The organism is Angustibacter speluncae, from assembly GCF_054777815.1.
The window spans coordinates 1-23925 of record NZ_BAAHAF010000062.1 but is presented as its reverse complement, the minus strand read 5'-3'; the positions used below and the strand labels follow the sequence as shown (position 1 = coordinate 23925).

The window sequence follows — 23925 nt, the reverse complement described above, 5'->3', positions numbered from 1 at the left end:
CGTCAACCTCAGCCCGCGGGCGCTGCGCGCCGACGTCGTCCGCGCCGTCCTCGACCGCGACCTGCAGCTCGCGGCCCGCGGGCAGCCCGGCGGCGCGCACCGCGGAGCGCCAGCCCTCGCGCCGGTCGTCGCCGACGCCGGAGCCGGACGGCCAGCCGACGAAGCCGATGCGCCGGTGCCCCTGCGCGACCAGGTGGTCGACGGCCGCCCGGGTGCCGGCTGCACCGTCGACGTCGACCCAGGAGTGGTGCTGGTCGGTGGCGCCCCACGGGCGGCCGAAGGTGGAGAACGGGACGCCGCGGTCGGCGAGCCACCGGGTGCGCGGGTCGCCGTGGTGGGTGCTGGTGAGGACGAACCCGTCGGCCTCCTCGGCGCTGAGCAGGTCGGCGTACGAGGCCATCTCGGCCTCGTCGTCGTCGGCGGTGAAGAGCACGACGCGGTACCCGTGCCCCTGCGCGGCCTCGACGACGGCGTGCAGGAAGCGGTCGAGCACGGCGCCGTTGATGCCGCCGCGGTCGGGCTCGAGGCGCAGCCCCAGCAGCATGGAGCGGCGGGTGCGCATCTGCCGGGCCGCGCGGGAGGGCCGGTAGCCGAGCTCGTCGATCGCCTCGCGGACGCGACGGGCGGTGTCCTCGCGCACCAGGTGGGGGGCGTTCAGGACGTTCGACACGGTCTGGCGGCTGACCCGGGCGCGCTCGGCGACCGAGTCGAGCGTCGTCCTGCTCACGCGCACCTCCGTCGCTGCGCTCGGGGGACTGGTGCGTCCCCGACCCGGTGTGGTGGGGTGTCCCTCAGCGATTTGATCGATCAAATCGTTGCCACGGATCCTCAGCGAGTCGGGGCCACCTGTCAAGATGCGACCTGCCGGGACGGTCCCGTCCCGGGTGGGAGGGAGCCCGCATGACCACGTCCCGGCGCCGCCTGCAGCCGGCGCTGCACGAGCTCGCCACCTGCCTGGCCGCCCCCACCGTCGTCGCGTCCGGGCCCGACGGGCAGATCCGGGCCGAGGGCGCGCAGGGCGTGCTGCACGCCGACCTGCGGGTGCTGTCCGAGGCCGTGGTGACGGTCGACGGCGAGGAGCCCGAACCGATCTCGTCGGCGCCGCAGGGTGCGTCCGGCTACCGCTTCACCGGGCTGCTGCGGCAGCTGGGCGACCACGCGCCCGACCCCACCGTCCGGGTCGACCGGTTCCGCAGCGTGCGGCCGGGCCGGGTCGAGGAGCGGCTCGTCCTCGCGTCGACCGCGCGCGAGCCGGTCGAGGCGGTGCTGCGGGTGCGGCTGGCCGCCGACCTGGCCGCGGTCGACGTCCTCAAGGCCGGCGGTGCGGGCGAGCCGGTGCCGGCCGACGTCGCCGACGGCGTCGGCACCTGGGCGGGTGACGACGTCACCGCCACGCTGCACGTGGACGGACTCGACCTCGCGGCGACCGACGGCGGGATCGAGCTGGCGCGCCGGGTGCGGCTCGAGCCGCGCACGTCGGTGACCGCGTCCTGGGTGCTCGACGTCGTCGACACCGGCGGCGTCGTGGCCGCCGCGCCGCCGCGCGAGGGCGAGGTGCCGCGGGTGGTGGCCGACGACCCGCGGCTCGCCCGTTGGCTCGAGGCCTCGGCCGCCGACCTCGACGCGCTCCGGATGACGCGCACCGGCCGGCCCGACGACGTGTTCGCCGCCGCCGGTTCGCCCTGGTACCTCACGCTGTTCGGTCGCGACAGCCTGTGGGCCGCGCGGCTGTCGCTGCCGTTCGGCACCGAGCTGGCCGCCGGGACGCTGCGGGTGCTGGCCGGTCTGCAGGGCGCCGTCGACGAGCGCGCGAGCCAGCAGCAGCCGGGCAAGGTGCTGCACGAGCTGCGGCGGGCCGAGCTCGTCGTCGACGGCACCGGCACCCACCTGCCGCCCGTGTACTACGGCACCGTCGACGCCACGCCGCTGTTCGTCTGCCTGCTGCACGACGCCTGGCGCTGGGGCCTGCCCGACGACGACGTCCGGGCGCTGCTGCCGGCGGCCCGCGCGGCGCTCGACTGGGTCGCGGGCCCGGGCGACGCCGACGACGACGGGCTGCTCGAGTACGTCGACACCGAGGGCACCGGCCTGGCGAACCAGGGGTGGAAGGACAGCGGCGACTCCGTCCGGTTCGCCGACGGCCGGCAGGCCGAGCCGCCGATCGCGCTGGCCGAGGTGCAGGGGTACGCCCACGAGGCGCTGCTGCACGGCGCCGACCTGCTCGAGGCGTTCGGCGAGAGCGGCACCGAGGCGTACCGCGAGGCGGCCGCCCGGCTGCGGTCGCGGTTCCACGAGGCGTTCTGGGTGCACGACGACGCGCACGGCCGCTACCCGGCGATGGCGCTCGACGGCGCGAAGGCACCCGTCGACGCCCTGGCCAGCAACGTGGGCCACCTGCCCGGCACCGGCGTGCTCGGCGCCGACGAGGAGGCCGCGGTCGCCGCGCTGCTCGCCCGTCCCGACAACGACTCGGGGTTCGGGCTGCGCACGATGTCGACGACGTCCGGCGCGTACTCCTCGCTCAGCTACCACTGCGGCTCGGTCTGGCCGCACGACACGGCGATCACGCTGCAGGCGCTGTCGCGGGCCGGGCTCGGCGAGCACGGGCGCGGCCTCGTCGACGGCCTGGTCGCCGCCGCGGAGGCGTGGTCCTACCGGCTGCCCGAGCTGTGGTCGGGCGACGCGCGCGACGAGGTCGGCGTCCCGGTGCCGTACCCCGCGGCGTGCCGGCCGCAGGCCTGGTCGGTCGCGACCGCCCCGGCCGTGCTGCAGGTGCTGCTCGGGCTGCGCGTCGACGTCCCGGCTGGTCGGGCCGTGCTGCGGCCGCTGCGGCCGAGCCCGGTGGGGGCCCTGCGGGTCGAGGGCCTGCTGGTCGCCGGGCAGCCGTGCACCGTCGAGGTCGACGCCGCGGGCGAGGTGGTCCGCGCCGAGGGCGCCGGCCTCGACTGGGTCGTCGAGCGCGACGCTTGACGCCGCTCGGGCGGGACGGTTCCATTCGGTTTGTGAAGGCAAGGGCGCCGGGCTCACCGTCATCGCTTCGACTCGCGAACCGCGAGCGGGTGGTGTCGGTGCTGCGGCTGCACGGCCAGCTCACCCAGGCCGAGGTGGCCCGCCGCACCGGCCTGTCCGCCGCGACGGTGTCGACGATCGTGCGCGAGCTCACCGGCACCGGCCGGCTCGAGGTGCTGGCCGACGGCGCCGGCCGTCGCGGCAAGGTGATCGGGCTGGCACGCGAGAACGGCTTGGTCGTCGGAATCGGCGTCGGCCACACCCACGTGCGCGTGGCGGTGTCCGACCTCGCCCACCAGGTGCTCGCCGAGCGCGTCGTCGAGCTCGACGCCGACTCCTCGGTCGAGGCCGTGGTCGACGCCTCGCGCGCGCTCGGCACCCAGCTGCTCGACGAGCTCGGCGCCGACGACGTGCTCGGCGTCGGGGTGGCCGTCCCCGGTCCCGTCGAGGAGCGCACCCACCGCATCGGGACGCCGTCGATCCTGCCCGGCTGGGTCGGCACCGACGTGCGGGCCCGCTTCGAGCAGGCCTGGGAGGCGCCGGTCCTGGTCGAGAACGACGCGAACGCGGGCGCGCTGGGCGAGGTGGCGTGGGGCGCCGCGCGCGGGCGGCGGCACGCCATCTACCTGAAGGTCGCCTCCGGCGTCGGCGCCGGTCTCGTGCTCGACGGCCGGCTCTACCGGGGTGCCCGGGGCAGCGCGGGCGAGGTGGGTCACGTCACCGTCGTCGAGTCGGGGACGGTGTGCCGCTGCGGCAACCGCGGCTGCCTCGAGACCGTCGCCGGTTCCGGCCACCTGCTCGGTCTGCTCGAGCCCACCCAGGGCCGGCTCGACCCGGCCCAGATGGTCGCCCGGGCGCTGGCCGGCGACGCCGGGTGCAAGCGCGTCGTCGCCGACGCCGGGCAGGCGATCGGGCACGCCGTGGGGCAGCTGTGCAACGTGCTGAACCCCGAGGTGGTCGTCATCGGCGGCCAGCTCGCGGAGGCGGGCGAGCTGCTGCTCGCGCCCGTGCGCGCCGCGGTGGACCGGATGGCCAAGCCCGGCACCCTCGGGCAGGTCGAGATCGTCCCGAGCCGCCTCGGGCGCCGGGCCGAGACCCTCGGGGCGCTCGCGCTCGTGCTGTCCTCGCGGCTGCCGGTGCCCGCCGGCGCCGGGGTCGCGGCCGGCGGCGGCCACTGAGCCCGTCGGTGGCCCACGCACCGCCGGGCTGGCCCGGCCAGGTCCCGCCCCCCGGCGTCCCCGGGTGGGAGCGGCGGGCGACGGCGTGGCTGCTCGACCTGTGCCCGCCCGAGTACCGCGGCCACCCCGTCCTGGTCCGCCACCCCCTGCTGCTCGTGCGGCTCGCCGCACGCCACGTGTCGGCGCAGCACGCCGGTGCCCAGGCCGCGCGCGCCGCGCTGCGCGCCGACCTCGCGGGGTACCTGCCGTCGGCGGTGGTCGCGGAGGGCCTCGAGGTGCTGGACGCCGAGCAGCGCCGCCTCGACGCCACGGCGCACGCCGTCCAGCTGGTCGAGCGGGCGCTGCGGGGACAGGTCTTCGTCCCGCGGCTCTGATCCCGGGCGCGCTCCCGGGCGGCCGCGCACGCGTCATGCACCGGACCCGCACACGTCCGGGCCCGGGTGCGGCGGCCGCACCGGGCACCGGCGCCTAGACTCGACCGCATCCGCGCACGCCCCCGACCCCGAAGGAACGACGTGAGCCTGCTGCCCGGCATCACGGGCCCGGACGCCGTCAAGGCGCTGCGCCCCGAGCAGCTGCCCGCCCTGGCCCAGGAGATCCGCACCTTCCTGGTCGAGGCGGTGAGCCGCACGGGCGGCCACCTCGGGCCGAACCTGGGCGTCGTCGAGCTGACGATCGCCCTGCACCGGGTGTTCGACTCGCCGCGCGACGCGATCGTCTACGACACCGGGCACCAGTCCTACGTGCACAAGCTGCTCACGGGCCGGCACGACTTCTCCCGGCTGCGCGCCGCCGGCGGCATGTCGGGCTACCCCAGCCGGGCCGAGTCGGTGCACGACGTCGTCGAGAGCTCGCACGCGTCGTCGTCGCTGTCGTGGGCCGACGGCATCGCCAAGGGGCGCGCGCTGCGCGGCGAGCACGACCGGCACACCGTCGCCGTCATCGGCGACGGTGCGCTCACCGGCGGCATGGCCTGGGAGGCGCTGAACAACATCGCCACCGGCCACGACCGCCGGCTGGTCGTCGTGGTGAACGACAACGAGCGCTCCTACGCGCCCACCATCGGCGGGCTCGCCCACCACCTGTCGACCCTGCGCACCACCCGCGGGTACGAGCGCTTCCTCGAGTGGGGCAAGAGCACCCTGCAGCGCAGCGGCCCGCCCGGACGGCTCGCGTTCGAGGCGCTGCACGGCGTGAAGAAGGGCATCAAGGACGTCGTCGCGCCGCAGGGCATGTTCGAGGACCTCGGCCTGAAGTACATCGGCCCGGTCGACGGCCACGACGTCCACGCGATGGAACGCGCGCTGCGCCAAGCGAAGTCGTTCGGCGGGCCGGTCCTCGTGCACGCCATCACCGTCAAGGGCAAGGGCTACCCGCCGGCGATCGCCGACGAGGCCGACCAGTTCCACGCCGTCGGCGTCATCGACCCCGAGACCGGTGTGCCGGTGAGCGGTTCGGGCCGGTCGTGGACCTCCGAGTTCTCCGCCGAGCTGGTCGAGATCGGCCGACGCCGCGACGACGTCTGCGCGATCACGGCCGCGATGATGATCCCGACCGGGCTGCACCGGTTCGCCGCCGAGTTCCCCGAGCGCGTCTTCGACGTCGGCATCGCCGAGCAGCACGCCGTCACGAGCGCCGCGGGCCTCGCCTTCACCGGCATGCACCCGGTGGTCGCCATCTACGCCACCTTCCTCAACCGCGCCTTCGACCAGGTGCTCATGGACGTCGCCCTGCACGGCGCCGGGGTCACCTTCGTCCTCGACCGCGCCGGCGTGACGGGCCCGGACGGCGCGAGCCACCACGGCATGTGGGACCTGTCGGTGCTCCAGGTCGTGCCGGGCGTCCGCGTGGCCGCACCCCGCGACGCCACCCGCCTGGTCGAGGAGCTGAACGAGGCGGTCGCCGTCGACGACGCCCCCACGGTGCTGCGCATCGCCCGCGACTCCGTGCCCGACGACATCGACGCGCTCGAACGGGTCGGCGGGGTCGACGTGCTCGCGCGCGGCGAGGGCTCGGACGTGCTCGTCGTCGCGGTCGGGTCGCTCGCGACGATGGCGCTCGACGTGGCGAAGCGGCTTGCTGCGCAGGGCATCTCGGCCACCGTCGCCGACCCGCGCTGGGTGCTCCCGGTCGACCCCGCGCTGGTCGAGCTGGCGTCCGGGCACGGTCTGGTCGTCACGCTGGAGGACGGCGTCCGGGTCGGCGGCGTCGGCGCCCGGCTGGCCCAGGAGCTGCGCGACCACGGCGTCGAGGTGCCGCTCCACGACGTCGGCATCCCCTGCGGGTTCCACGACCACGGCTCGCGCGCCGAGGTGCTCGAGCGGGTCGGCCTCACCGCGCAGGCGGTCGCGCGCGACGTCGCGGGCCGGGTCGCGCGCCAGCAGCCCGTGGCAGAGCAGGGCGTGCTCGACCAGGGCTGAGCCCGGGGCCGAGGCCGTCAGACGAAGCGGCGCACCTGCTCGGGCAGGTGGATGCGGGTGGGTGAGCCCGCCGGCGCCACGGGGGCGAGCGCGACCTCGTCGGCCGTCACCAGCAGCGGCCGCGGCAGCCCCTTGTCGAGGTCGTCGGTGGCCGACCAGGCCGCCGCGACGAACGCCGGGTCGATGCGCGACAGGTCGTACCAGCCGCGCGAGCGCATCGGCACCGCGGCGGCCCGCATGCCGGAGCCGTCCGAGGAGGCCAGGTAGCGGCGCACGACGTGCGTCGCCAGCAGCGTCGGCACGTCGATACCACCTACCGGCCGCAGCACGAGCTGGGTGTCGACCACCTCGTCCGGCACCCGCACCGGACGCTGGGTGTCGCGGCGCAGCCGCTCGACGGCGAGGTGGCCCATCGTCGAGGCGTGGTCGACGACACCGGGCCACCAGACCCGCAGCGGGATGCCGGCCTCGCGCACGACCGACGGCGGCAGGGCCACCACCTCGTCCGGGTCGCCGAGCACGCCCGTCATCGCCAGACCGCACTCCAGCGCGCCGCCCATCGGGCGGTGCAGGGTCCAGCCCTCGCCGGGGTGCTCGACGTGGCCGACCGGCAGGGCGAGCAGGCGCGCGGCGGGCCGCAGGTCCTGCACGGCGGGTCCGAGCTCGGCGACCAGGCGGTGCAGCCGCAGCCAGCGTCCGAGCCGCAGGTGGGCGAGGTCGCCGGGGGTGTCGCCGTGCGCGCGCGCGACGTCGTCCCAGGAGAGCGTGACCGGACGGTGCCCGTCGAGCACGACGCCGTGGGACTCGGTGGCGACGTCGACGTCGTGCAGGACGCTGGCGGCCAGGACCGCCCGGCGCAGGCGCTGGCGACGGCGCGAGGGGGCTGAGCCCTGCTCGCGTCCGGCGTCGCCGCCGCGGTCCACCTCCGCCACGTGGTGAACGGTAAGCGGCCGACGCCCTCCGGGCCCAGGGACGGGGCCCCGGGGTCGACCGGACGGGTGAGGGGTCGCCCGAACGGCGCAGCACGCGCCGGCGTCCCGGCGTGGCGGAGGAGGACGGCCGACGTGGAGACTGCCGTCGTGGAACAGCTGCAGCGGGTGCCCGACCTGCACGTCGACGTCCCGGGCGGGCGGCTCGCCGTGCACCGCCTCGCCGAGGGCGACGGTCCGACCGTCCTGGCCGTGCACGGCATCACGGCGAACGGGCTGTCGTGGGCGGCGGTCGCCGAGCGGCTCGCCGGCCGGGCCACGGTGTGGGCGCCCGACCTGCGCGGGCGGGCGGCCTCGCGCGGGGTCGGCGGGCCGTACGGGGTGGGGCGGCACGCCGACGACCTGGTCGCGGTGCTCGACGCACTCGAGGTCGAGCGCGCCGTCGTCGTCGGCCACTCGATGGGCGCGTTCGTGACAGCCGTGCTGGCGGCCCGCCACCCCGAGCGGGTCGAGCAGGCCGTCCTCGTCGACGGCGGCTTCGCCTTCCCGCTCGCGCCGGGCACCTCGGGCGACGACGTCGACGCGATGCTCGGCGCCGTGCTCGGCCCTGCGCTGCAACGGCTCTCGATGACCTTCGACGGGCCCGACGACTACCTGGCCTTCTTCGGCCACCACCCGGCGCTCGGCCCGGCGCTGCGCTCACCGGCCGGCGCCGTCGTCCGCGCCTACCTGGCGCACGACCTCGTGCGCGAGGGGGACGCCTGGCGCTCGTCGTGCGTCCTGGACGGCGTGCGCACCGACGGTGCCGGGCTGATGCTCGAGCCCGAGGTGCACGGCGCGGGCGCCGCTGCTGCGACAGCCGGTGTGCCCGTACGGTTCTTGTGGGCCGAGCGTGGTCTGCTCGACGAGCCGCAGGGCCTCTACGACGAGTCGCGCATCGCCGGGCTCGAGCTGCCCGGCGCCGTCGACGTCGAGCACGTGCCGGGCACGAACCACTACGACGTGGTGCTGGCCCCGGCTGCCGTCGAGCTGCTCGCCGCGAGGATCTCGTCCAGCTTCTCGTAGCCCTCGCGGATGCCGGTCTCCATGCCGCTGGCGACCATCTGGTCGCGGCCCTCGACGGTCTCGACGACGCTGACGACGCGCAGCCGGGTGCGGCCGTCCCCGAGGTCCTCGAAGTAGTGGGTGTCGAGGCTGACGCCGTCCGGCGCGCCGGTCCAGGTGAAGGTCTGCACCAGCCGCTCGTCCGGCCGCACCTCGTGGAACGCGCCGTAGAAGTGCTCCTCCCCGCCCGGGTGGGTCACGTGGTAGCGGTACGAGCCGCCGGTGACGCCGTCCCAGTGGTCGAGGTGCATCGTGACCGAGCGCGGTCCCATCCAGCGCACGACGAGCTCGGGGTCGGTGTGGGCGCGGAAGACGGCGGCCACCGGCGCGTCGAACTCGCGGACGACCTCGAGGACGGGCAGGCCCTCGGGCGCGGTGATGGTGGCCTGGTGCACGGCCGGGCGGGCCGTGGGGGTGGTGGTCATGACGCTGCTCCTTCTCGCTCGCCGCTGCCGGCGGTACCGGTGTCCATCGCGGCGAGGACGTCGTCCAGCCGCTCGTAGCGGTCCTGCGCCTCGCGCCGGTACCGCTCGATCCACTTGGTCATCAGGTCGAGCACCTCGGCCTGCAGGTGCACCGGACGCCGTTGCGCGTCGCGGCTGCGGGTGACCAGGCCGGCCTCCTCGAGCACCTTGAGGTGCTTGGAGACCGCCTGGACGCTCACGTCGTACGGGGCCGCCAGCTCGCCGACGGTGGCGTCGCCGCCGGTGGCCAGCCGGGCCACCAGGTCGCGCCGGGTGGGGTCGGCCAGCGCCGCGAACACCCGGTCCAGCTGCTGCGCCACCGCCCACCGCCCTCGTCGTGTTCAACCGATCGGTTGTGAACCTACGCGCGACCGACCCGCGTCGTCAACCACCCGGTTGACGACCGTCGTCAGGTGCCGAGCACCTCGCGCAGGCGCAGCGCCAGCTGCAGCTCGAGCACGCGCTCCGGTGCCTGCCAGTCGTCGCCGATGAGCGCGCGGACCCGGTCGAGGCGCTGGGTGACGGTGTTGACGTGCACGTGCAGCGTCGTCGCGGCGTGCCGGGGCGAGCCGCCGGCGCGGAAGTAGGCGCGCAGCGTGCGCTCGAGCTCCGTGCCGCGGGCGCGGTCGTAGTCCAGGACCGGGCCGAGCTGGGTGCGCAGGTAGCCGGCGACGTCCGGGTGCTCGCCGACGACCAGGCCGGCGAAGCCGAGGTCGGCGGCGGCCGCGCCGCGACCCGGCGTCCCGATCGCGACGAGGGCCTGGCTCGTGCGCCGGGCCTCGTCCCAGGCGTCGGTGAGGCCGTGGGTCGGGACGACGGGACCGGCGGCGCCGACGGTCACCGGGGCGGGCCGGCCGAGCCGCCGGGCCAGCTGCGCCGCGGCGGCGGACGCGCCGTCGTGCGCGAGCGGGTGGGTGCCGGGCACCAGCACGACGACGTGGCCGCGGTGCACGGCGACCAGGCCGTGGCCGCCCAGCACCGACGACGCCGACAGCGCGACCGGGCGCAGCGCCGAGGGGTCGACGGTGCAGACGGCGACGACGTGCTCGTCGTCGAGGGCGACCCCGAGCAGCCGGCCGCGTTCCCGCAGCGCGTCGAGGTCGGGGCCGTCGCCGCCGTCGTGGTCGAGCAGGTCCGACAGCAGGTCGGTGCGCACCCGCTGCTCGGCCTCCGCCGCCTGGCGCCGGAACAGCAGCACCAGCGCGGCGACGACGGCGGCGCGCTCGACGATGCGGCGCTCGCCACCGTCCAGCGGGGCCGGCGGCGCGAGCACGAGGGTGCCGAGCCGCTCGCCGGAGGCGGTCGCGGGGACGGCGGCGACGACCGCGCCGTCGGCGAGCCGCCCGGTCGTCACGCAGCGCCGGACGACCGGGTGGTCGGCGAGCGGGTCGGGGTCGCCGGGGGCGCCCGTGGTGCCGGGCGCGGGGCCGTGCGCGACCGCGCGGCGGCCGTCGGCGTCGAGCACCACCACCCAGCCGCCGAGCAGGTCGCGCAGCACGGCGGTGACGTCGTCGACCCCGCCGCCCTCGAGCACCACGGCGGCGAACCGGTCGTGCGCCTCGGCCGCCTTGGAGATGCTCGCGGACGACGAGCGCGCCTCCGCGAGCGTCCGGGTCTGGACGAGGGAGACCGCGGCCAGCGTGGCCAGGCTGCCGAGCAGGGCGACCTCATCGGCGCTGAACGGGCGCCGCACCCGGTTGGACGCGAAGAGCACGCCCACGAACTCGTCGTCGACGAGCAGGGGCGTGCCGCAGATCGCGACCAGGCCCTCCTCGCCCACGGCGGAGTCGATCTCGCCGGTGTGGCGGAAACGCTGGTCGTTCGGGTAGTCGTCGGTCCACCAGGGCTGACGGGTCTGCGCCACGAGCCCACCGAGCCCGGCGCCGAGGGGCAGCCGCACCCGCTGGAACGCCGCCGACACCGACCCGGCGGTCGCCCGCATGATCGTGTCGCCGCGGTCGGCGTCGTAGAGCGTCAGGTAGGCGATGTCGGTGCCGAGCAGGCTGCGGGCGCGGCGCACGATCGCGTCGAGGACGCTGCCCGGGTCCTGCGCCGTCGCGAGCTCGCGGGCGGTGTCGACCAGGGCGGCGAGCTCGCCCTCGCGGCGGCGCCGGCTGTCGAGCAGGTCCTTGATCCGCAGCGCGAGGTCGCGCACGTCGGCGCCGTCGGACTCGTCCAGACCGAGGGCGAGCAGGTGCGCCTGCTGCTCGACGTCGTGCGCCGGCGCGTCCTCGGCCAGCAGGCGCAACAGCTGCAGCGCCGGGGCGGGGGAGCGGGTCACGTCCCGATCGTGCCAGCCCGCCTCCGGCCGCGCGGCGGTCGTGTCAGCGACCGTGCACCGCCCGGACGCCGTCGTCCGCGGCGAGGTCGCGGCTGCGGGTCTCCTGGTAGGCGGCCACGGCCACGACCGAGAGCAGGCCGGACGCCGCGACGTACGCCGCGATGAGCCAGCCGTCGCCGCTGACGCCGAGCAGCCAGGTCGCGACGAACGGTGCGAGGCCGCCGGCGAGCACCGAGGCGAGCTGGTACCCGAGCGAGGTGCCGGAGTAGCGCACCTTGGTGCCGAACAGCTCGGACAGGAAGGCGGCCTGCGGCCCGTACATGGCGCCGTGCAGCACCAGGCCGACGGTGACGGCGACCGCGGTGAGGGCGAAGCTGCGGGTGTCGATCAGCGCGACGAACGCGAACGCCCAGACGGCCACGCCGACGGCGCCGAACAGGTAGACGGGCTTGCGGCCCAGGCGGTCCGACAGCGCGCCCCAGACCGGGATCGTGACGAAGTGCACCGCCGCGCCGATCAGGACGGCGCCGAGCACGAACTGGGTCGAGGTGCCGTAGCGGGCCACGAGGTAGCTGGTGATGACGATGGTGAAGACGTAGTACGAGACGTTCTCGGCGAAGCGCGCCCCCATCGCGGTGAGCACCTCGCGGGGGTAGTGCGTGAGCACCTGCAGCACGGGGAGCTTCTCGCGGGCGCCGTCGGCGGCGGCCTGCTGCTCGGCCCGCGCCTGGGCCTCGCGGAAGACCGGCGACTCCTCGACCTGGAGCCGCACGTACAGGCCGATGAGCACGAGCACGCCGCTCATCAGGAAGGGGATGCGCCACCCCCAGGACTGGAACGCGGCCTCGGTCTGCACGACGGCGAGCAGGGCGAGCAGGCCGTTGGCGAGCAGCTGCCCGCCGGGGGCGCCGGCCTGCGGCCACGACGCCCAGAAGCCGCGCCGGGCAGCGTCGCCGTGCTCGGACACGATCAGCACCGCGCCGCCCCACTCGCCGCCGAGCGCGAAGCCCTGCAGCAGCCGGAGGAAGATCAGCCCGAGCGGCGCGAGCACGCCGATGGTGGCGTACCCGGGCAGCAGGCCGATGGCGAACGTCGCGACACCCATGAGCACGAGGCTGAGGACGAGGAGCTTCTTGCGTCCGAGCCGGTCGCCGTAGTGGCCGAACACGATGCCTCCGACCGGGCGGGCGACGAAGCCGACGGCGAAGGTGGCGAAGGACTTCAGCGTCCCGTCGTCGTCGCCGGGGAAGAAGACGGTCGGGAACACGACCGCGGCGGCGACGCCGTAGAGGAAGAAGTCGTACCACTCGACCGTGGTCCCGACGAGGCTCGCGGCGACCACCTTGCGGATCGGGGTGCGTCCCGGCGCGGTGCCGGTGGCGTCCTGGGTGGGTGCGTGCTGGCTCACGGTCTCACTCCATCGCGGTGTGTCGGATCGTGCTGGGGGACAGCCTGTCTGGGGCGGCGCCGCGTCCTCAGTGCGCGGACCAACCACCGTCCAGGGCGAACGAGGTGCCGGTCACCGAGTCGGTGCCCGGCCCGCACAGGTAGGCGACCAACGCGGCCACCTCGTCCGGCTCGACGAGACGCTTGACGGCGACGGGCTCGAGCATGATGCGCTCGAGCACCTCCTCCCGGGAGATGCCGTGCGCGGCGGCCTGGTCGTCGAGCTGCTTGTCGACGAGCGGGGTGCGCACGTAGGCCGGGTTGACGCAGTTGCTGGTGACGCCGTGGGCGGCGCCCTCGAGCGCCACCACCTTCGACAGGCCCTCGAGCCCGTGCTTGGCGGTGACGTACGCGGCCTTGAACGGCGAGGCGCGCACGCCGTGCACGCTCGAGACGTTGACGACGCGTCCCCAGCCCTGCTCGTACATGTGCGGGAGGGCGAGCCGCACGAGCCGGAACGGCGCCTCGAGCATGACCCGCAGGATGAGCGAGAACCGCTCGGTCGGGAACTCGTGCAGCGGGGCGACGTGCTGCAGCCCGGCGTTGTTCACGAGCACGTCGATCTCGCCGGGGAGCCGGTCGACCGCGTCGAGGTCCGACAGGTCGCACCGGACGGGCACGATGCCGCCGGTCGTCGAGGCGAGGTCGTCGAGTCCGTCCGCGTCCAGGTCGACCGCGTGCACCTTGGCGCCCAGACCGGCGAGGTGCACGGCCACGGCCCGGCCGATGCCGCTGGCCGCGCCGGTCACCAGCGCCGTGCGGCCGCCGAGGTCGGGGCCGGGTGCCGCTGGGGGCGCGGGGGTGGGCGTCGTCGTCACAGCGCACGAACCTAGGACGGCATCGGGACGGGCGACGTGTGGCCACGGACCACACTTCCTGCGTCCGCCGTGGTGCCCGGACCCGTGCGCGCTCAGGCGGGGTGGAGGGCCCGGTAGCGCTCGAGCAGGCTGACCGCCGAGCTGCGGAAGCACCCGGATGCCGCGTGCGGGTGCCGGGCTGCGCTCGTCGCAGCTGCGGCTCCTGGGCATGACGCCGCGCGACGGCCTGCGGCTCACCGACCTGGTGCAGCGCGTCGGCATGACCCAGCAGGCGCTGGGGGAGTTCGCCGACGCGCTCGAGGAGCGGGGACTCCTCGAGCCGGTGCGCGACCCGCCGACCGGCGCGTGCGCATCCTGCGGCCCACCCGCTCGGGGCTGGCCGTCGTCGCCGCGTCCGACGCCGCCATCGCCACCGTCCAGGCGCGCTGGCGCGAGCGCCTTGTCCTCCGCAGCTGACGCGTCTCACGGCGGATCGGCGTCGGACGCGCGCCAGCGTCGCCCGGTGGCGCGGGCTGCTCTGGCGTCGTCGTGGAAGGTGTTGCGCAGCAGCGTTCCTGGTGGGTAGCCGTGGTGCGCCGGTGGTCGGAACACGGGTCGGCCGTCGCGGACGAGCAACTGCCAGCCGCGGTTCGGTTCGTGCGGTAGGTCGTCGGGTTGGGCGTGGATCTCCGAGTGGTGCCGGGTGCAGAGCAGCACGAGGTTGTCGATGGTGGTCGGACCGCCGCGGGACCACCAGATCACGTGGTGCGCCTCGCACAGGCTCGGTGGTGCGGTGCAGCCGGGCCACACGCACCCGCCGTCCCGGGCGGCGAGGGCCGCCCGCTGGGCGGGGGTGGCGAGCCGGCCGAGGGACTCCATCGCGACGACCCGCCCGCAGGACAGTGTGACCTTCTCGAGGACGGCGTCGCAGACCAGCCGGGCCAGCGTCCCGGAAGAGACGGGCTGCCCGGTCGTGGTGGTGGCGCTCTGCTGGTCGGCGTCGACGTGCACGACCACCCGCGGCACGCTCGCGCGGATCCCGTTCCCCGGCGAGGACAGACCGAGCTGGGCGGCGGCGAGCTCAGCCATGGTGACGGCTGCGTCCGCGCGACGCTGACCACGCGAGCGCACGTCGGGGTCACCGTCCTCGCGCCGGGCGTGCCGGTCGGACTCGGCGATTGCGTCCAGCGTCGCGGTGAACGCCAGCCCACCCGCGGCGTCGAGCTGACCGGACACCAGGACCATCCCGGTCGAGTCCGTCGTCACCGCGACGTGGCGGCGTTCGTGGGCGTGCTCGTCGTACCGGTCGCCGCGGTCGGGCAGCAGGGCGTCGAGCAGGTGGTTGGCGAGCACCTCCGCGCTCTGCGGATCCCACGTCGACGCGCGCCTCGTCAGCTCGGCGTCGACCTCGTCCCGCCGCTCCCGCACCAGCTGACGCGGCAGCCGCTGCAGGCACGCCCTCGCCACGGTGACGTGCTCACGCGTCACCTGCCCGGCCGTCCACGCCGCGCCGAGCCCGCGCAGGTCACCGGTCTCCGGACACGTCACCGCCGCGTTCTCCAGGTCGGCCTTCGCCCTCCCACCCGAGACGCGGCACCGGTCGGTCAGCACCGCCTTCGTCACCGCACCGCGGCGGCCACGGGCGTCGGGCGCCTCCCGCGACACCGACTCCCGCAGCAGCGCCGCCTTGGCCGCCGACAGCCGTGCCTCCTGCACCGTGATCGCCACGATCCGCTCACGCACCTCGGCGTCGGACAGCGACCACAGCGGGGTGCCGAGCAGGTCGTCCAACCCCTGCTCGACGAGCGCGAGACCACCCGCACCCTGCCCACCCACGGCCCCCACCGACATGCCACTACACTAGACGCCACCACTGACAATCCCTGTGCCACAACGACAAGCGCCACCACCTCGCCCCCGGGGCGAAGTGGTGGCGCGTCGCGCCGGCGGTCGTCAGGCCGGGACGGAGGCCACACCGGGGGCGTGGAACCGCCTGCCGAGCACACGCTCGCTGATGCCCGACCGGTCGAGGTACGGCGTGATGCCGCCGAGGTGGAACGGCCAGCCGGCGCCCAGGATCATGCACAGGTCGATGTCCTGCGCCTCGGCGACGACGCCCTCGTCGAGCATCAGGCCGATCTCCTCGGCCACGGCCGACAGCGCGCGCTCGCGCACCTGCTCCTCGGTCTGCGGGCTGTCGCCGACCGTGAGCAGCGCGGCGGTCTCGTCGTCGAGGAACGGCTTGCCGCGCTCGTCCCACGACCAGAAGCCGGGCTTGCCGGCGTCCACGATCGCCTTCAGGTTCGCCGAGACGCCGAACCGCTCCGGGAACGCGCGGTGCAGGGTCTCGCCGGTGTGCAGCGCGATCGCGGGGCCGACGAGCTGGACGAGCACGAACGGCGACATCGGGAGCCCGAGCGGCATCAGCGCGCGGTCGGCGACGTCGACGGGCGTGCCGTCCTCGGTGGACGCGATGACCTCGCCGAGGAAGCGCGTGAGCAGCCGGTTCACGACGAACGCCGGGGCGTCCTCCACCCGCACGCACGACTTCTTCAGGCTCTTGCCGACGGCGAACGCCGTGGCGAGGGAGGCGTCGTCGGTCTGCTCGCCCTTCACCACCTCGAGCAGCGGCAGCACCGCGACGGGGTTGAAGAAGTGGAAGCCGACCACGCGCTCGGGGTGCTGCAGCTGCGACGCCATCTCCGAGACCGACAGCGACGAGGTGTTGGTCGCCAGCACGCACTCGGGCGAGACGACGGCCTCGACCTCGGCGAACACCTGCTGCTTGACCGACATCTCCTCGAACACGGCCTCGATCACGAACTCCGCGTCGGCGAAGCCCTCCTTCGAGGTCGAGCCGGTCACGAGCGCCTTGAGCCGGTTGGCGGCGTCGGGGGAGACGCGCTTCTTGCCGAGCAGCTTGTCGACCTCGGCGTGCACGTACGCCACGCCCTTGTCGACGCGCCCCTGGTCGAGGTCGGTCATCACGACCGGGACGTTCAGCCGGCGTGCGAACAGCAACGCCAGCTGGCTCGCCATCAGCCCGGCTCCGACGATGCCGACCTTGGTGACCGGACGCGCCAGCGCCTTGTCGGGCGCTCCGACGGGACGCTTGGCGCGCCGCTGCACGAGGTCGAACGAGTAGACGCCGGAGCGGAACTCGTCGCTCATGATGAGGTCGGCCAGCGCGTCGTCCTCGGCGGCGAACCCGGCGTCGCGGTCGTTCGTCCGCGCAGCCGCGACGAGCTCGAGCGCCCGCAGCGGCGCGGGCGCGGCGCCGTTCAGCTTGGCCGCGACGAACTTCGTCGACGCGCCCACCGCGGCGTCCCACGCCTCGGCGTCGGCGGTGTGGTCGGTGCGCTCGACGACCGTCTCGCCCGACAGCACCGACGCCGCCCAGCGGACGGACTCCGCGAGGAAGTCGGCCGGCTCCAGCAGCGCGTCGGCGATGCCGAGCTTCGCGGCCTGCACGCCGGACAGCATCTTGTTCTGGTTCAACGCGTTCGAGACCATCACCTCGAGCGCCGGGGCCGGGCCGATGAGACGCGGCAGCAGGTACGTGCCGCCCCAGCCGGGCACCAGGCCAAGGAAGCACTCGGGCAGCGCGACCGCGGGCACCGACGACGAGATCGTGCGGTAGGTGCAGTGCAGCGCGATCTCGAGGCCACCGCCCATCGTGGCGCCGTTGACGAACGCGAACGAGGGCACGCCGAGCTCGCCCAGGCGGCGGAACTGGTCGTGGCCGAACCGGCCGATCGCGAGCGCCTGCTCGCGGTCCTGGAGCGTCCCGACGTCCTTGAGGTCGGCGCCGACGGCGAAGATGAACGGCTTCCCGGTGACGCCCACGGCGACGACCTCGCTGGCGGCGACCCGCGGCTCGATCGCGTCGAGCGCGGCGCGCAGCGAGACCAGGCCGTTGGGCCCGAAGGTCGTGGGCTTGGTGTGGTCGAAGCCGTTGTCCATCGTGATCAGCGCCAGCGTGCCGAGGTCACCGGGCAGGGCGACGTCGCGGACGTGGAACGAGGTGACGCGCTCGTCGACGGAGCGCGCGGCCAGGTCGTCGGGGGAGACGGTGGTGGTGGTCATGTCAGGCGTCCTTCCCGTAGTCGGCGTGGTGGGGGTTCTCCCAGATCACCGCGCCGCCCATGCCGATGCCGATGCACATCGCCGTGAGCCCGTAGCGGACGGAGGGGTTCTCGGCGAACTGCGCCGCGAGCTGCGTCATCAGCCGGACGCCGGACGAGGCGAGCGGGTGCCCGGTGGCGATGGCGCCGCCCCACGGGTTCACGCGCTCGTCGTCCTGCGCGATGCCGAAGTGGTCGAGGAACGCGAGCACCTGGACGGCGAACGCCTCGTTCAGCTCGAACAGCCCGATGTCGTCGATGGTGAGACCGGCCTGGCGAAGCGCCTTCTCGGTGGCCGGGACCGGGCCGATGCCCATCACCTCGGGCTCGACGCCCACGAACGAGTACGACACCAGCCGCATCTTGGCGGTGAGGCCCAGCTCCTCGGCGGCCTGCGCCGAGGCGAGCACGCACGCGGTGGCGCCGTCGTTGAGGCCGGCCGCGTTGCCGGCGGTGACGTTGCCGTGCGGGCGGAACGGCGTCTTCAGGGCGGCGAGGTCGTCGACCGTGGTGCCGGGACGCGGCGGCTCGTCGACGGTGGCGAGGCCCCAGCCCTGCTCGGCGGAGCGGGCGGCGGTGGGCACGAGGTCGGGCTGGATCTTGCCGTCCGCGTAGGCCTGCGCGAGCTTGGTCTGGCTGCCCACGGCGAACTCGTCGCAGCGCTGCTTGGTGATCGCGGGGAACCGGTCGTGCAGGTTCTCGGCGGTCGAGCCCATCACGAGGGCGGACGGGTCGACGAGCTTCTCGGACACGATCCGCGGGTTGGGGTCGACGCCCTCGCCCATCGGGTGGCGGCCCATGTGCTCGACGCCGCCGGCGATCGCGACGTCGTACGCGCCGAACGCGATGCCGCCCGCGGTGGTCGTCACGGCGGTCATCGCGCCCGCGCACATGCGGTCGATCGAGTAGCCGGGGACGGTCTTCGGCAGGCCCGACAGCAGCGCGGTGAGCCGGCCGAGGGTCAGGCCCTGGTCGCCGATCTGGGTGGTGGCGGCGATGGCCACCTCGTCGACGCGCTCGGGCGGCAGGTTCGGGTTGCGACGCAGCAGCTCGCGCACGCAGCCGATGACGAGGTCGTCGGCGCGGGTCTCGGCGTACACGCCCTTGGGGCCGGCCTTGCCGAACGGGGTGCGGACGCCGTCGACGAACACGACGTCGTGGGCGGTGCGGGGCACGCGGGTCTCCTTCGTCCACCGGGTGAGGTCGGCTCCATGCTACCCGTGGGTAACTTCATGCCGCAGCCGCACCGAGCAGTGCCGTGGGTCACGCCGTCGTGCGCTCGTCCGCCTCCGGTGCGACCACGGGCTCGCGGCCGGGCTGCTCGCGGCGAGCGAGCCAGTAGAACGGGAGGGCGAGCGCCTGGACCGCGCCGCTGAGGACGAAGGTGAGCGGGTACCCGCTCACGTCGCCGACGCGGCCCATGACCGGCTGGACGACCACGCCGCCCGACGACGACAGCAGCGAGTCGAACGACAGCACGGTGGCACGCTGCTTCGAGGGGATCAGGCCGTTGAGGTACGACTGCCGCACCGGCTTCACGGCGGCGTCGGTGAGCGCCCACAGCACCAGCAGGGTGAGCACCGCCGCCAGCGAGGGCAGCAGCCCGGTCAGCACGAGCGCGACGGTCGACAGCGCGGTACCGACGAGCAGCACCGTCGTCGGGCGCGGCACCACCCGGCGGACGACCGGCGCGAGCACGCCGCCGAGGATCTGCGCCCCGGCGACGACCGCGGCCGCGACGCCGGCGAAGCCGTACGCGGTGGGGTCGCCGTAGAGCTCGAGCAGGTACGGCTGCAGGGCGTAGAAGGCGTACACGCCGACGCCGCCGACGAACGGCGAGGTGAGCATGAGCCAGCGCACCGGGCGGTTGCGCAGCCCGTGCTCGATCGAGGCGTCGAGCAGGCCGCGCATCGCGGGCAGCGTCTTCGCCGACCTGTCGGGCGTGAAACCCAGGTCGTGCATGAGCAGGGCCGCGACGACGACCGTGACCAGCAGCAGGCCCACCCGCACCACGAACGGCACCCCCAGGTTGGTGGCCTGGGCGATCACACCACCCAGCACCGACCCGCCGAGCATGGCGGCGCCGGTGACGGCCTGGCCGCGTCCGAACACCGCGGTGAGGTCGCCGGCGTAGCCGGTGGCCGTCAGCGCGTCGACGAGCCAGGCCTCGACCGCGCCGGAGAAGAACGTGAACCCGAGCCCGAGGCCGACGGACGCGAGCGCCCAGGCCCAGAACGGGGCCTGCAGCCACCACAGCAGCACGTACAGGCCGGTGAAGGCGGCGAGCGTCACGGCCCCGAGCAGGTACGACAGCCGGCGTCCGCGCAGGTCGGCGACGACGCCCGTGGGGATCTCGAACAGCATCATCCCGGCGGTGAAGAACGCGTTGGCCGCGAACGCCTCGAGGTTCGTCAGGCCGGCGTCGAGCAGGAACAGCGTGTTGATGCCCCAGATGAGCGAGGCCGACAGCGTGGTGAGCAGCGTCAGGGTCAGGTAGGTGCCCTGCACCCGGCGGGCTGTGCTGGCGCGCTGGCTCACGGGGCGAGCAACGTCTCGCCCCACCACCCGGATTCCCCGACGCCCGGCGGGACGGCGTACAGGCCCGACCCGGTGTGCTTCAGGTACTCCATCAGCCCGTCCTGGCGGGCGAGCAGGGTCTGCACCGGGACGAACGCGCGCCGCGGGTCGCGCTGGTAGGCCAGGAAGAACAGCCCGGCGTCGAGGTGGCCGAGCGCGTCGGCACCGTCGACGAAGTTGAAGCCGCGTCGCAGCATCTGGGCGCCGCCGTGCTGGGACGGGTGCGCGAGACGCACGTGCGAGGCCACCGGCAGCTCCGACGGCACGAGCGGGTCGAACTCGCGCGCGCGCCCGAGCGGGGCGCCCTCGCCCTTGTCTCGACCGACGAGGGTCTCCTGCTCGCCCAGCGGCGTGCGGTCCCAGGTCTCGATCAGCATCTGGATGCGGCGTGCGACGAGGTAGGAGCCGCCCGCCATCCAGGCCTCGTCCGGCGACGCGGCGTCGCCGTCGGCGACCCAGACGTGCTCGTCGAGGGTCGCGGTGTCGTCGCCGGACGGGTTCGCGGTGCCGTCCTTGAACCCGAACAGGTTCCGCGGCGTGGGCTGCGACCGGTCGGTCGAGGCGGCCCTGCCGTACCCGAGCTGCGCCCACCGGATCGCCGCGCGACCGGCGGCGATGCGGGACAGGTTGCGGATGGCGTGCACAGCGACCTGCGGGTCGTCGGCGCAGGCCTGGACGACCAGGTCGCCGTCGCTGCGGCGGGGGTCGAGCACGTCGCCGGGGAAGTGGGGCAGGTCGACCAGCGCCTGCGGACGCCGCGACGCCAGCCCGAACCGGTCGTCGAACAGCGAGGCGCCGAACCCGACGGTCAGGGTGAGCCGGTGCGCGTGCACGTCGAGCGCCTCGCCGGTGTCGTCCGGGGGAGCCAGCGCCGAGCCGCCGACCGCGCCGTCGCCGACCGGCCGACCGGCCGTCAGCGCCCGGGCGGCGAGGGTCCAGTCCCGCAGCAGCGAGCGCAGACCGTCGACGTCGGTCGCGGTGACGTCGAACGCGGCGAAGTGCAGGTGCGCTTGCACCGAGGTCGCGATGCCGGCCTGGTGCTCGCCCTCGAACGGCACGACGTCGTCGCGCGCGTCCCGCGCCCGGGTCCCGGCCGGCAGCCGGTTCCCGGCGGCGACGCCACCCGTCACCATCACCACGCCGGCGGTCGCGGCGCCGAGCGCCCCGATCAGCCCGCGCCGGGTGACGTCGGTCCGGACGCCGGTCCCGACCTCGGGCCGGCCGCCCTGCGGCTCGCTCACCCCGCGGCCGCCGCGGCGAGCTGCGACAGCGGCTCGCCCAGCGCGTCCACGGCGCGGGCGAGGTCCTGGCGCTGGGGCTCGGCGACGGTGTCGTAGGAGACGAACGTCGCGGGCCCGGTGGCGTAGGGGTCGAGCGCCGCCTGGCAGGCGGCGAACTGGGTGTCGAGCACGGCGGCCAGGTCGGGGTCGTTCTGCTCGACGAGCGGCCGCAGCACGTCGAACGCCTTCAGCGCGCCGTCGAGGTTGCCCTGGAAGTCGACCAGGTCGGTGTGCGAGAACGCCTCCTCCTCGCCGGTGACCTTGCCGGTGGCGACCTCGTCGAGCAGCTCCTTGGCGCCGTTGCCGATCGAGGCCGGGGTGAGCGCCGCGTTCGGGGTGCGCTGGGCGAGCTCCTCGACGTCGGCGAGCAGCTGCTCGGCGACCGGCACCATCGGGGCGAGGTCCTCGCCCTGCCACAGCGCCTTCTCGATCCGGTGCCAGCCGGTGAAGTCCTGGCCGGGCTCGAGGTCGGCCTCGCGGGCGTCGATGCGCGGGTCGAGGTCGCCGAAGCTCTCGGCCACGGGCTCGATCGACTCCCACGGCAGCCGCGACGGCGCGTACAGCGCCTTGGCCTGCTCGCGGTCGCCCGCCTCGATCGCGGTCAGCAGCCCCTGCACCAGCCCGGGCAGCTCGTCCGCACGGGCCTGCACGTAGGCGCGGTAGTCGGCGACCGCCTGCTCGGCGAGCGGGTCGACCTCGACCTCCTCGGTGGGCGCGGCCACCACGACGTCGGTGCGGATGCCGTCGCCGACCATGCCCGGCTTGCAGGCCACCTGGTACTCGCCCTCGGTGAGGTCGACCGTCAGCTCGTAGCTCGTGCCCGGGCCGATGTTCTCCTTCTCGGTCACGATGCGGTCGCCCTCGGCGTACACGTACACCTCGTTCACCTGGCTGCCCGCGTTGGTGATCGCGAACGTCGTGATGCCGGACGCGAGGTCGGTGCGCGACAGCTCGCACGCCTCGTCGGTGGCCTCGATCGCGACCGGGCCGGCCGCGGCGGCGTCGCCGGTGGCGGCGACCGGCTCGGGGTCGGACGAGCAGGCCGACAGCACGCAGGCCGTCGCGACCAGCACGAGCGGCGTGACGAGGCGGGCAGGGGTGGGCACGGGGTTCTCCAGGTGGTACGGCGCGCTCAGGCGCTGGCGGGCGTGGTGGTGGGGGCCGCGGTGGCGGCGGGCGCCGGGCGCGAGGCGCGCGGGCGGCGGAAGAACAGCGTCATCATCACGACGACGTAGGCGGTCCAGGTGATCGCCTCGAGCCACGTGGTGGCGGGGGAGAAGTTGAAGATCCCCTTCAGCAGGGTGCCGTACCAGCTGCTCGGCGGGACCTGGGCCGAGACGTCGAACGCCAGCGACTGCAGGCCGGGCAGGAACGCCGCCTCCTGCAGGTCGTGGACGCCGTAGGCGAGGACGCCGGCGGCCACGACGATCAGCGCCGCGCCGGTCCAGGTGAAGAACGTGGACAGGTTGATCCGCAGCGCGCCCCGGTAGAGGAGGTGGCCGAGCACCACGGCGAGGGCGAGTCCGGCGCTGGCGCCCGCGAGCGGACCCCAGCCGCCGCCGGTCGACTGCGCGGCGGCCCACAGGATGACGGCGGTCTCGAGGCCCTCGCGCCCGACCGCCAGGAAGGCGGTGCCGGCGACGGCCCACGCGCCGAGGGTGAGCGCGGTGTCGAGCCGTCCGCGCAGCTCGCCCGCGATCGAGCGGGCGGCCTTCTTCATCCACAGGATCATCCAGGTGACGAAGGCGACGGCCACGATCGACAGGGTGCCGCCGAACAGCTCCTGCTCCTCGAACGTCATGTTGCGCGAGGTGAAGGTGATGACCGCCCACAGCCCGACGCTGACGGCGACGGCGGCGGCGACGCCCGTCCAGACCCAGCGCAGCTGCTCGCGGTGCCCCGACTTCACCAGGTACGCGACGAGGATGCCGACGACGATGCTGGCCTCGAGGCCCTCACGCAGGCCGATGAGCAGGTTCGCGAGCACGGACGTGCCTTCCGGGTCGAGCTCGGGCGTCCGGGCTCGGGCGTCCTCCGGGAGGTTAGCCTACCCTTCGCCCTGCTCCGAACGGACGCGTCCGGGTGCGGCGGCGAACGCCTCCGCGACGGGACCGCTCACCAGGTCGACCTGCCACTGCCGGGCACCGGCCGCGCGCAGCGCGGCGGCCAGCCCGGCGGCGGAGGTGTCGGCCGGCGGCCGCCAGCACAGCCGGCGCAGCAGGTCGGGCGTCAGCAGGTTCTCGACCGGCACCGCGTGCTGCTCGGACAGCGCGGCGACGGCCTCGAGGCTGCCGGCCAGCCGGGCCGCGGCCTCGG

19 protein-coding genes and 1 pseudogene are annotated in these 23925 nt (G+C 74.9%); 5 read left to right on the top strand and 15 right to left on the bottom strand.

All coding sequences use genetic code 11. The features are described from left to right. Positions 1-727: LacI family DNA-binding transcriptional regulator (locus tag ACYVKY_RS07545; protein ID WP_460434360.1), on the bottom strand; the 727-nt coding region annotated here is incomplete at its 3' end. Positions 728-900: 173 nt separating this feature from the next. On the opposite strand from ACYVKY_RS07545, the gene ACYVKY_RS07540 reads away from it, so the two are divergent. From ACYVKY_RS07540 to dxs, 4 genes are all read left to right on the top strand, one after another. Then, positions 901-2970: a glycogen debranching N-terminal domain-containing protein gene (locus tag ACYVKY_RS07540; RefSeq protein WP_460434359.1), complete on the top strand. Its 2070-nt coding sequence runs from the start codon at positions 901-903 to the stop codon at positions 2968-2970. A gap of 32 nt (positions 2971-3002) precedes the next feature. Beyond that, positions 3003-4187 (top strand): ROK family transcriptional regulator, encoded by a 1185-nt coding sequence (locus tag ACYVKY_RS07535; protein WP_460434358.1) that lies wholly within the window; start codon positions 3003-3005, stop codon positions 4185-4187. A gap of 8 nt (positions 4188-4195) precedes the next feature. Next, positions 4196-4561, top strand: coding sequence for a hypothetical protein (locus tag ACYVKY_RS07530; RefSeq protein ID WP_460434357.1), 366 nt, complete (start codon positions 4196-4198; stop codon positions 4559-4561). Positions 4562-4702: 141 nt separating this feature from the next. Next, positions 4703-6607 carry a 1-deoxy-D-xylulose-5-phosphate synthase gene (gene dxs / locus ACYVKY_RS07525; RefSeq protein WP_460434356.1) on the top strand — a complete coding sequence of 635 codons (1905 nt, stop codon included), beginning with the start codon at positions 4703-4705 and terminating at the stop codon, positions 6605-6607. 17 nt (positions 6608-6624) lie between these two features. Here the strand turns inward: dxs and ACYVKY_RS07520 are convergent, their stop codons facing one another. Then, entirely contained in the window at positions 6625-7539 is a 915-nt protein-coding gene (locus ACYVKY_RS07520; RefSeq protein WP_460434355.1) for a hypothetical protein, read from the bottom strand. Positions 7540-7686: 147 nt separating this feature from the next. On the opposite strand from ACYVKY_RS07520, the gene ACYVKY_RS07515 reads away from it, so the two are divergent. Further along, positions 7687-8601: an alpha/beta hydrolase gene (locus ACYVKY_RS07515; RefSeq protein WP_460434354.1), complete on the top strand. Its 915-nt coding sequence runs from the start codon at positions 7687-7689 to the stop codon at positions 8599-8601. On the opposite strand, the gene ACYVKY_RS07510 is transcribed toward ACYVKY_RS07515, so the two are convergent. From ACYVKY_RS07510 to ACYVKY_RS07450, 13 genes and pseudogenes are all read right to left on the bottom strand, one after another. Next, positions 8532-9065, bottom strand: a complete 534-nt coding sequence (locus ACYVKY_RS07510; RefSeq protein WP_460434353.1) for an SRPBCC family protein — start codon at positions 9063-9065, stop codon at positions 8532-8534. The two genes, ACYVKY_RS07515 and ACYVKY_RS07510, sit on opposite strands and share 70 nt — an antisense overlap. Beyond that, on the bottom strand, positions 9062-9424 hold the full coding sequence (locus ACYVKY_RS07505; protein WP_460434352.1) for an ArsR/SmtB family transcription factor: 363 nt from the start codon (positions 9422-9424) through the stop codon (positions 9062-9064). Before ACYVKY_RS07505 ends, ACYVKY_RS07510 begins: the two co-directional genes overlap by 4 nt. Before the next feature lie 89 nt (positions 9425-9513). After that, complete coding sequence (locus ACYVKY_RS07500; RefSeq protein ID WP_460434351.1) at positions 9514-11385, bottom strand: helix-turn-helix domain-containing protein; 1872 nt, start codon at positions 11383-11385, stop codon at positions 9514-9516. A gap of 43 nt (positions 11386-11428) precedes the next feature. After that, positions 11429-12793: an MFS transporter gene (locus ACYVKY_RS07495; protein ID WP_460434350.1), complete on the bottom strand. Its 1365-nt coding sequence runs from the start codon at positions 12791-12793 to the stop codon at positions 11429-11431. A 67-nt stretch (positions 12794-12860) separates the two neighbouring features. Next, positions 12861-13649: a 3-hydroxybutyrate dehydrogenase gene (locus ACYVKY_RS07490; RefSeq protein ID WP_460434349.1), complete on the bottom strand. Its 789-nt coding sequence runs from the start codon at positions 13647-13649 to the stop codon at positions 12861-12863. 462 nt (positions 13650-14111) lie between these two features. After that, a complete protein-coding gene (locus tag ACYVKY_RS07485) occupies positions 14112-15479 on the bottom strand; it encodes an HNH endonuclease signature motif containing protein (RefSeq protein WP_460434348.1) in 1368 nt (455 codons plus the stop codon). A gap of 102 nt (positions 15480-15581) precedes the next feature. Next, positions 15582-17714, bottom strand: a complete 2133-nt coding sequence (locus tag ACYVKY_RS07480) for a fatty acid beta-oxidation multifunctional protein (RefSeq protein WP_460434347.1) — start codon at positions 17712-17714, stop codon at positions 15582-15584. A gap of 1 nt (position 17715) precedes the next feature. Beyond that, positions 17716-18927 carry a thiolase family protein gene (locus ACYVKY_RS07475; RefSeq protein ID WP_460434346.1) on the bottom strand — a complete coding sequence of 404 codons (1212 nt, stop codon included), beginning with the start codon at positions 18925-18927 and terminating at the stop codon, positions 17716-17718. Positions 18928-19015: 88 nt separating this feature from the next. After that, positions 19016-20290, bottom strand: coding sequence for an MFS transporter (locus tag ACYVKY_RS07470; RefSeq protein ID WP_460434345.1), 1275 nt, complete (start codon positions 20288-20290; stop codon positions 19016-19018). Then, on the bottom strand, positions 20287-21570 hold the full coding sequence (efeB, locus tag ACYVKY_RS07465; RefSeq protein ID WP_460434344.1) for a Dyp-type peroxidase: 1284 nt from the start codon (positions 21568-21570) through the stop codon (positions 20287-20289). Before efeB ends, ACYVKY_RS07470 begins: the two co-directional genes overlap by 4 nt. Continuing rightward, entirely contained in the window at positions 21567-22715 is a 1149-nt protein-coding gene (gene efeO, locus ACYVKY_RS07460) for an EfeM/EfeO family lipoprotein (RefSeq protein WP_460434343.1), read from the bottom strand. The genes efeB and efeO overlap by 4 nt, the downstream gene beginning before the upstream one ends. Before the next feature lie 26 nt (positions 22716-22741). Then, complete coding sequence (efeU, locus tag ACYVKY_RS07455) at positions 22742-23596, bottom strand: FTR1 family iron permease (RefSeq protein ID WP_460434342.1); 855 nt, start codon at positions 23594-23596, stop codon at positions 22742-22744. A gap of 60 nt (positions 23597-23656) precedes the next feature. Further along, positions 23657-23925 (bottom strand): annotated as a pseudogene (locus ACYVKY_RS07450) (ribonuclease D); the annotation flags it as partial.

Coding starts and splice junctions, on each gene's coding strand:
- ACYVKY_RS07540 (WP_460434359.1), top strand. CDS start 901: ATGACCACGTCCCGGCGCCGCCTGCAGCCGGCGCTGCACGAGCTCGCC.
- ACYVKY_RS07485 (WP_460434348.1), bottom strand. CDS start 15,479: ATGTCGGTGGGGGCCGTGGGTGGGCAGGGTGCGGGTGGTCTCGCGCTC.
- ACYVKY_RS07510 (WP_460434353.1), bottom strand. CDS start 9,065: ATGACCACCACCCCCACGGCCCGCCCGGCCGTGCACCAGGCCACCATC.
- ACYVKY_RS07480 (WP_460434347.1), bottom strand. CDS start 17,714: ATGACCACCACCACCGTCTCCCCCGACGACCTGGCCGCGCGCTCCGTC.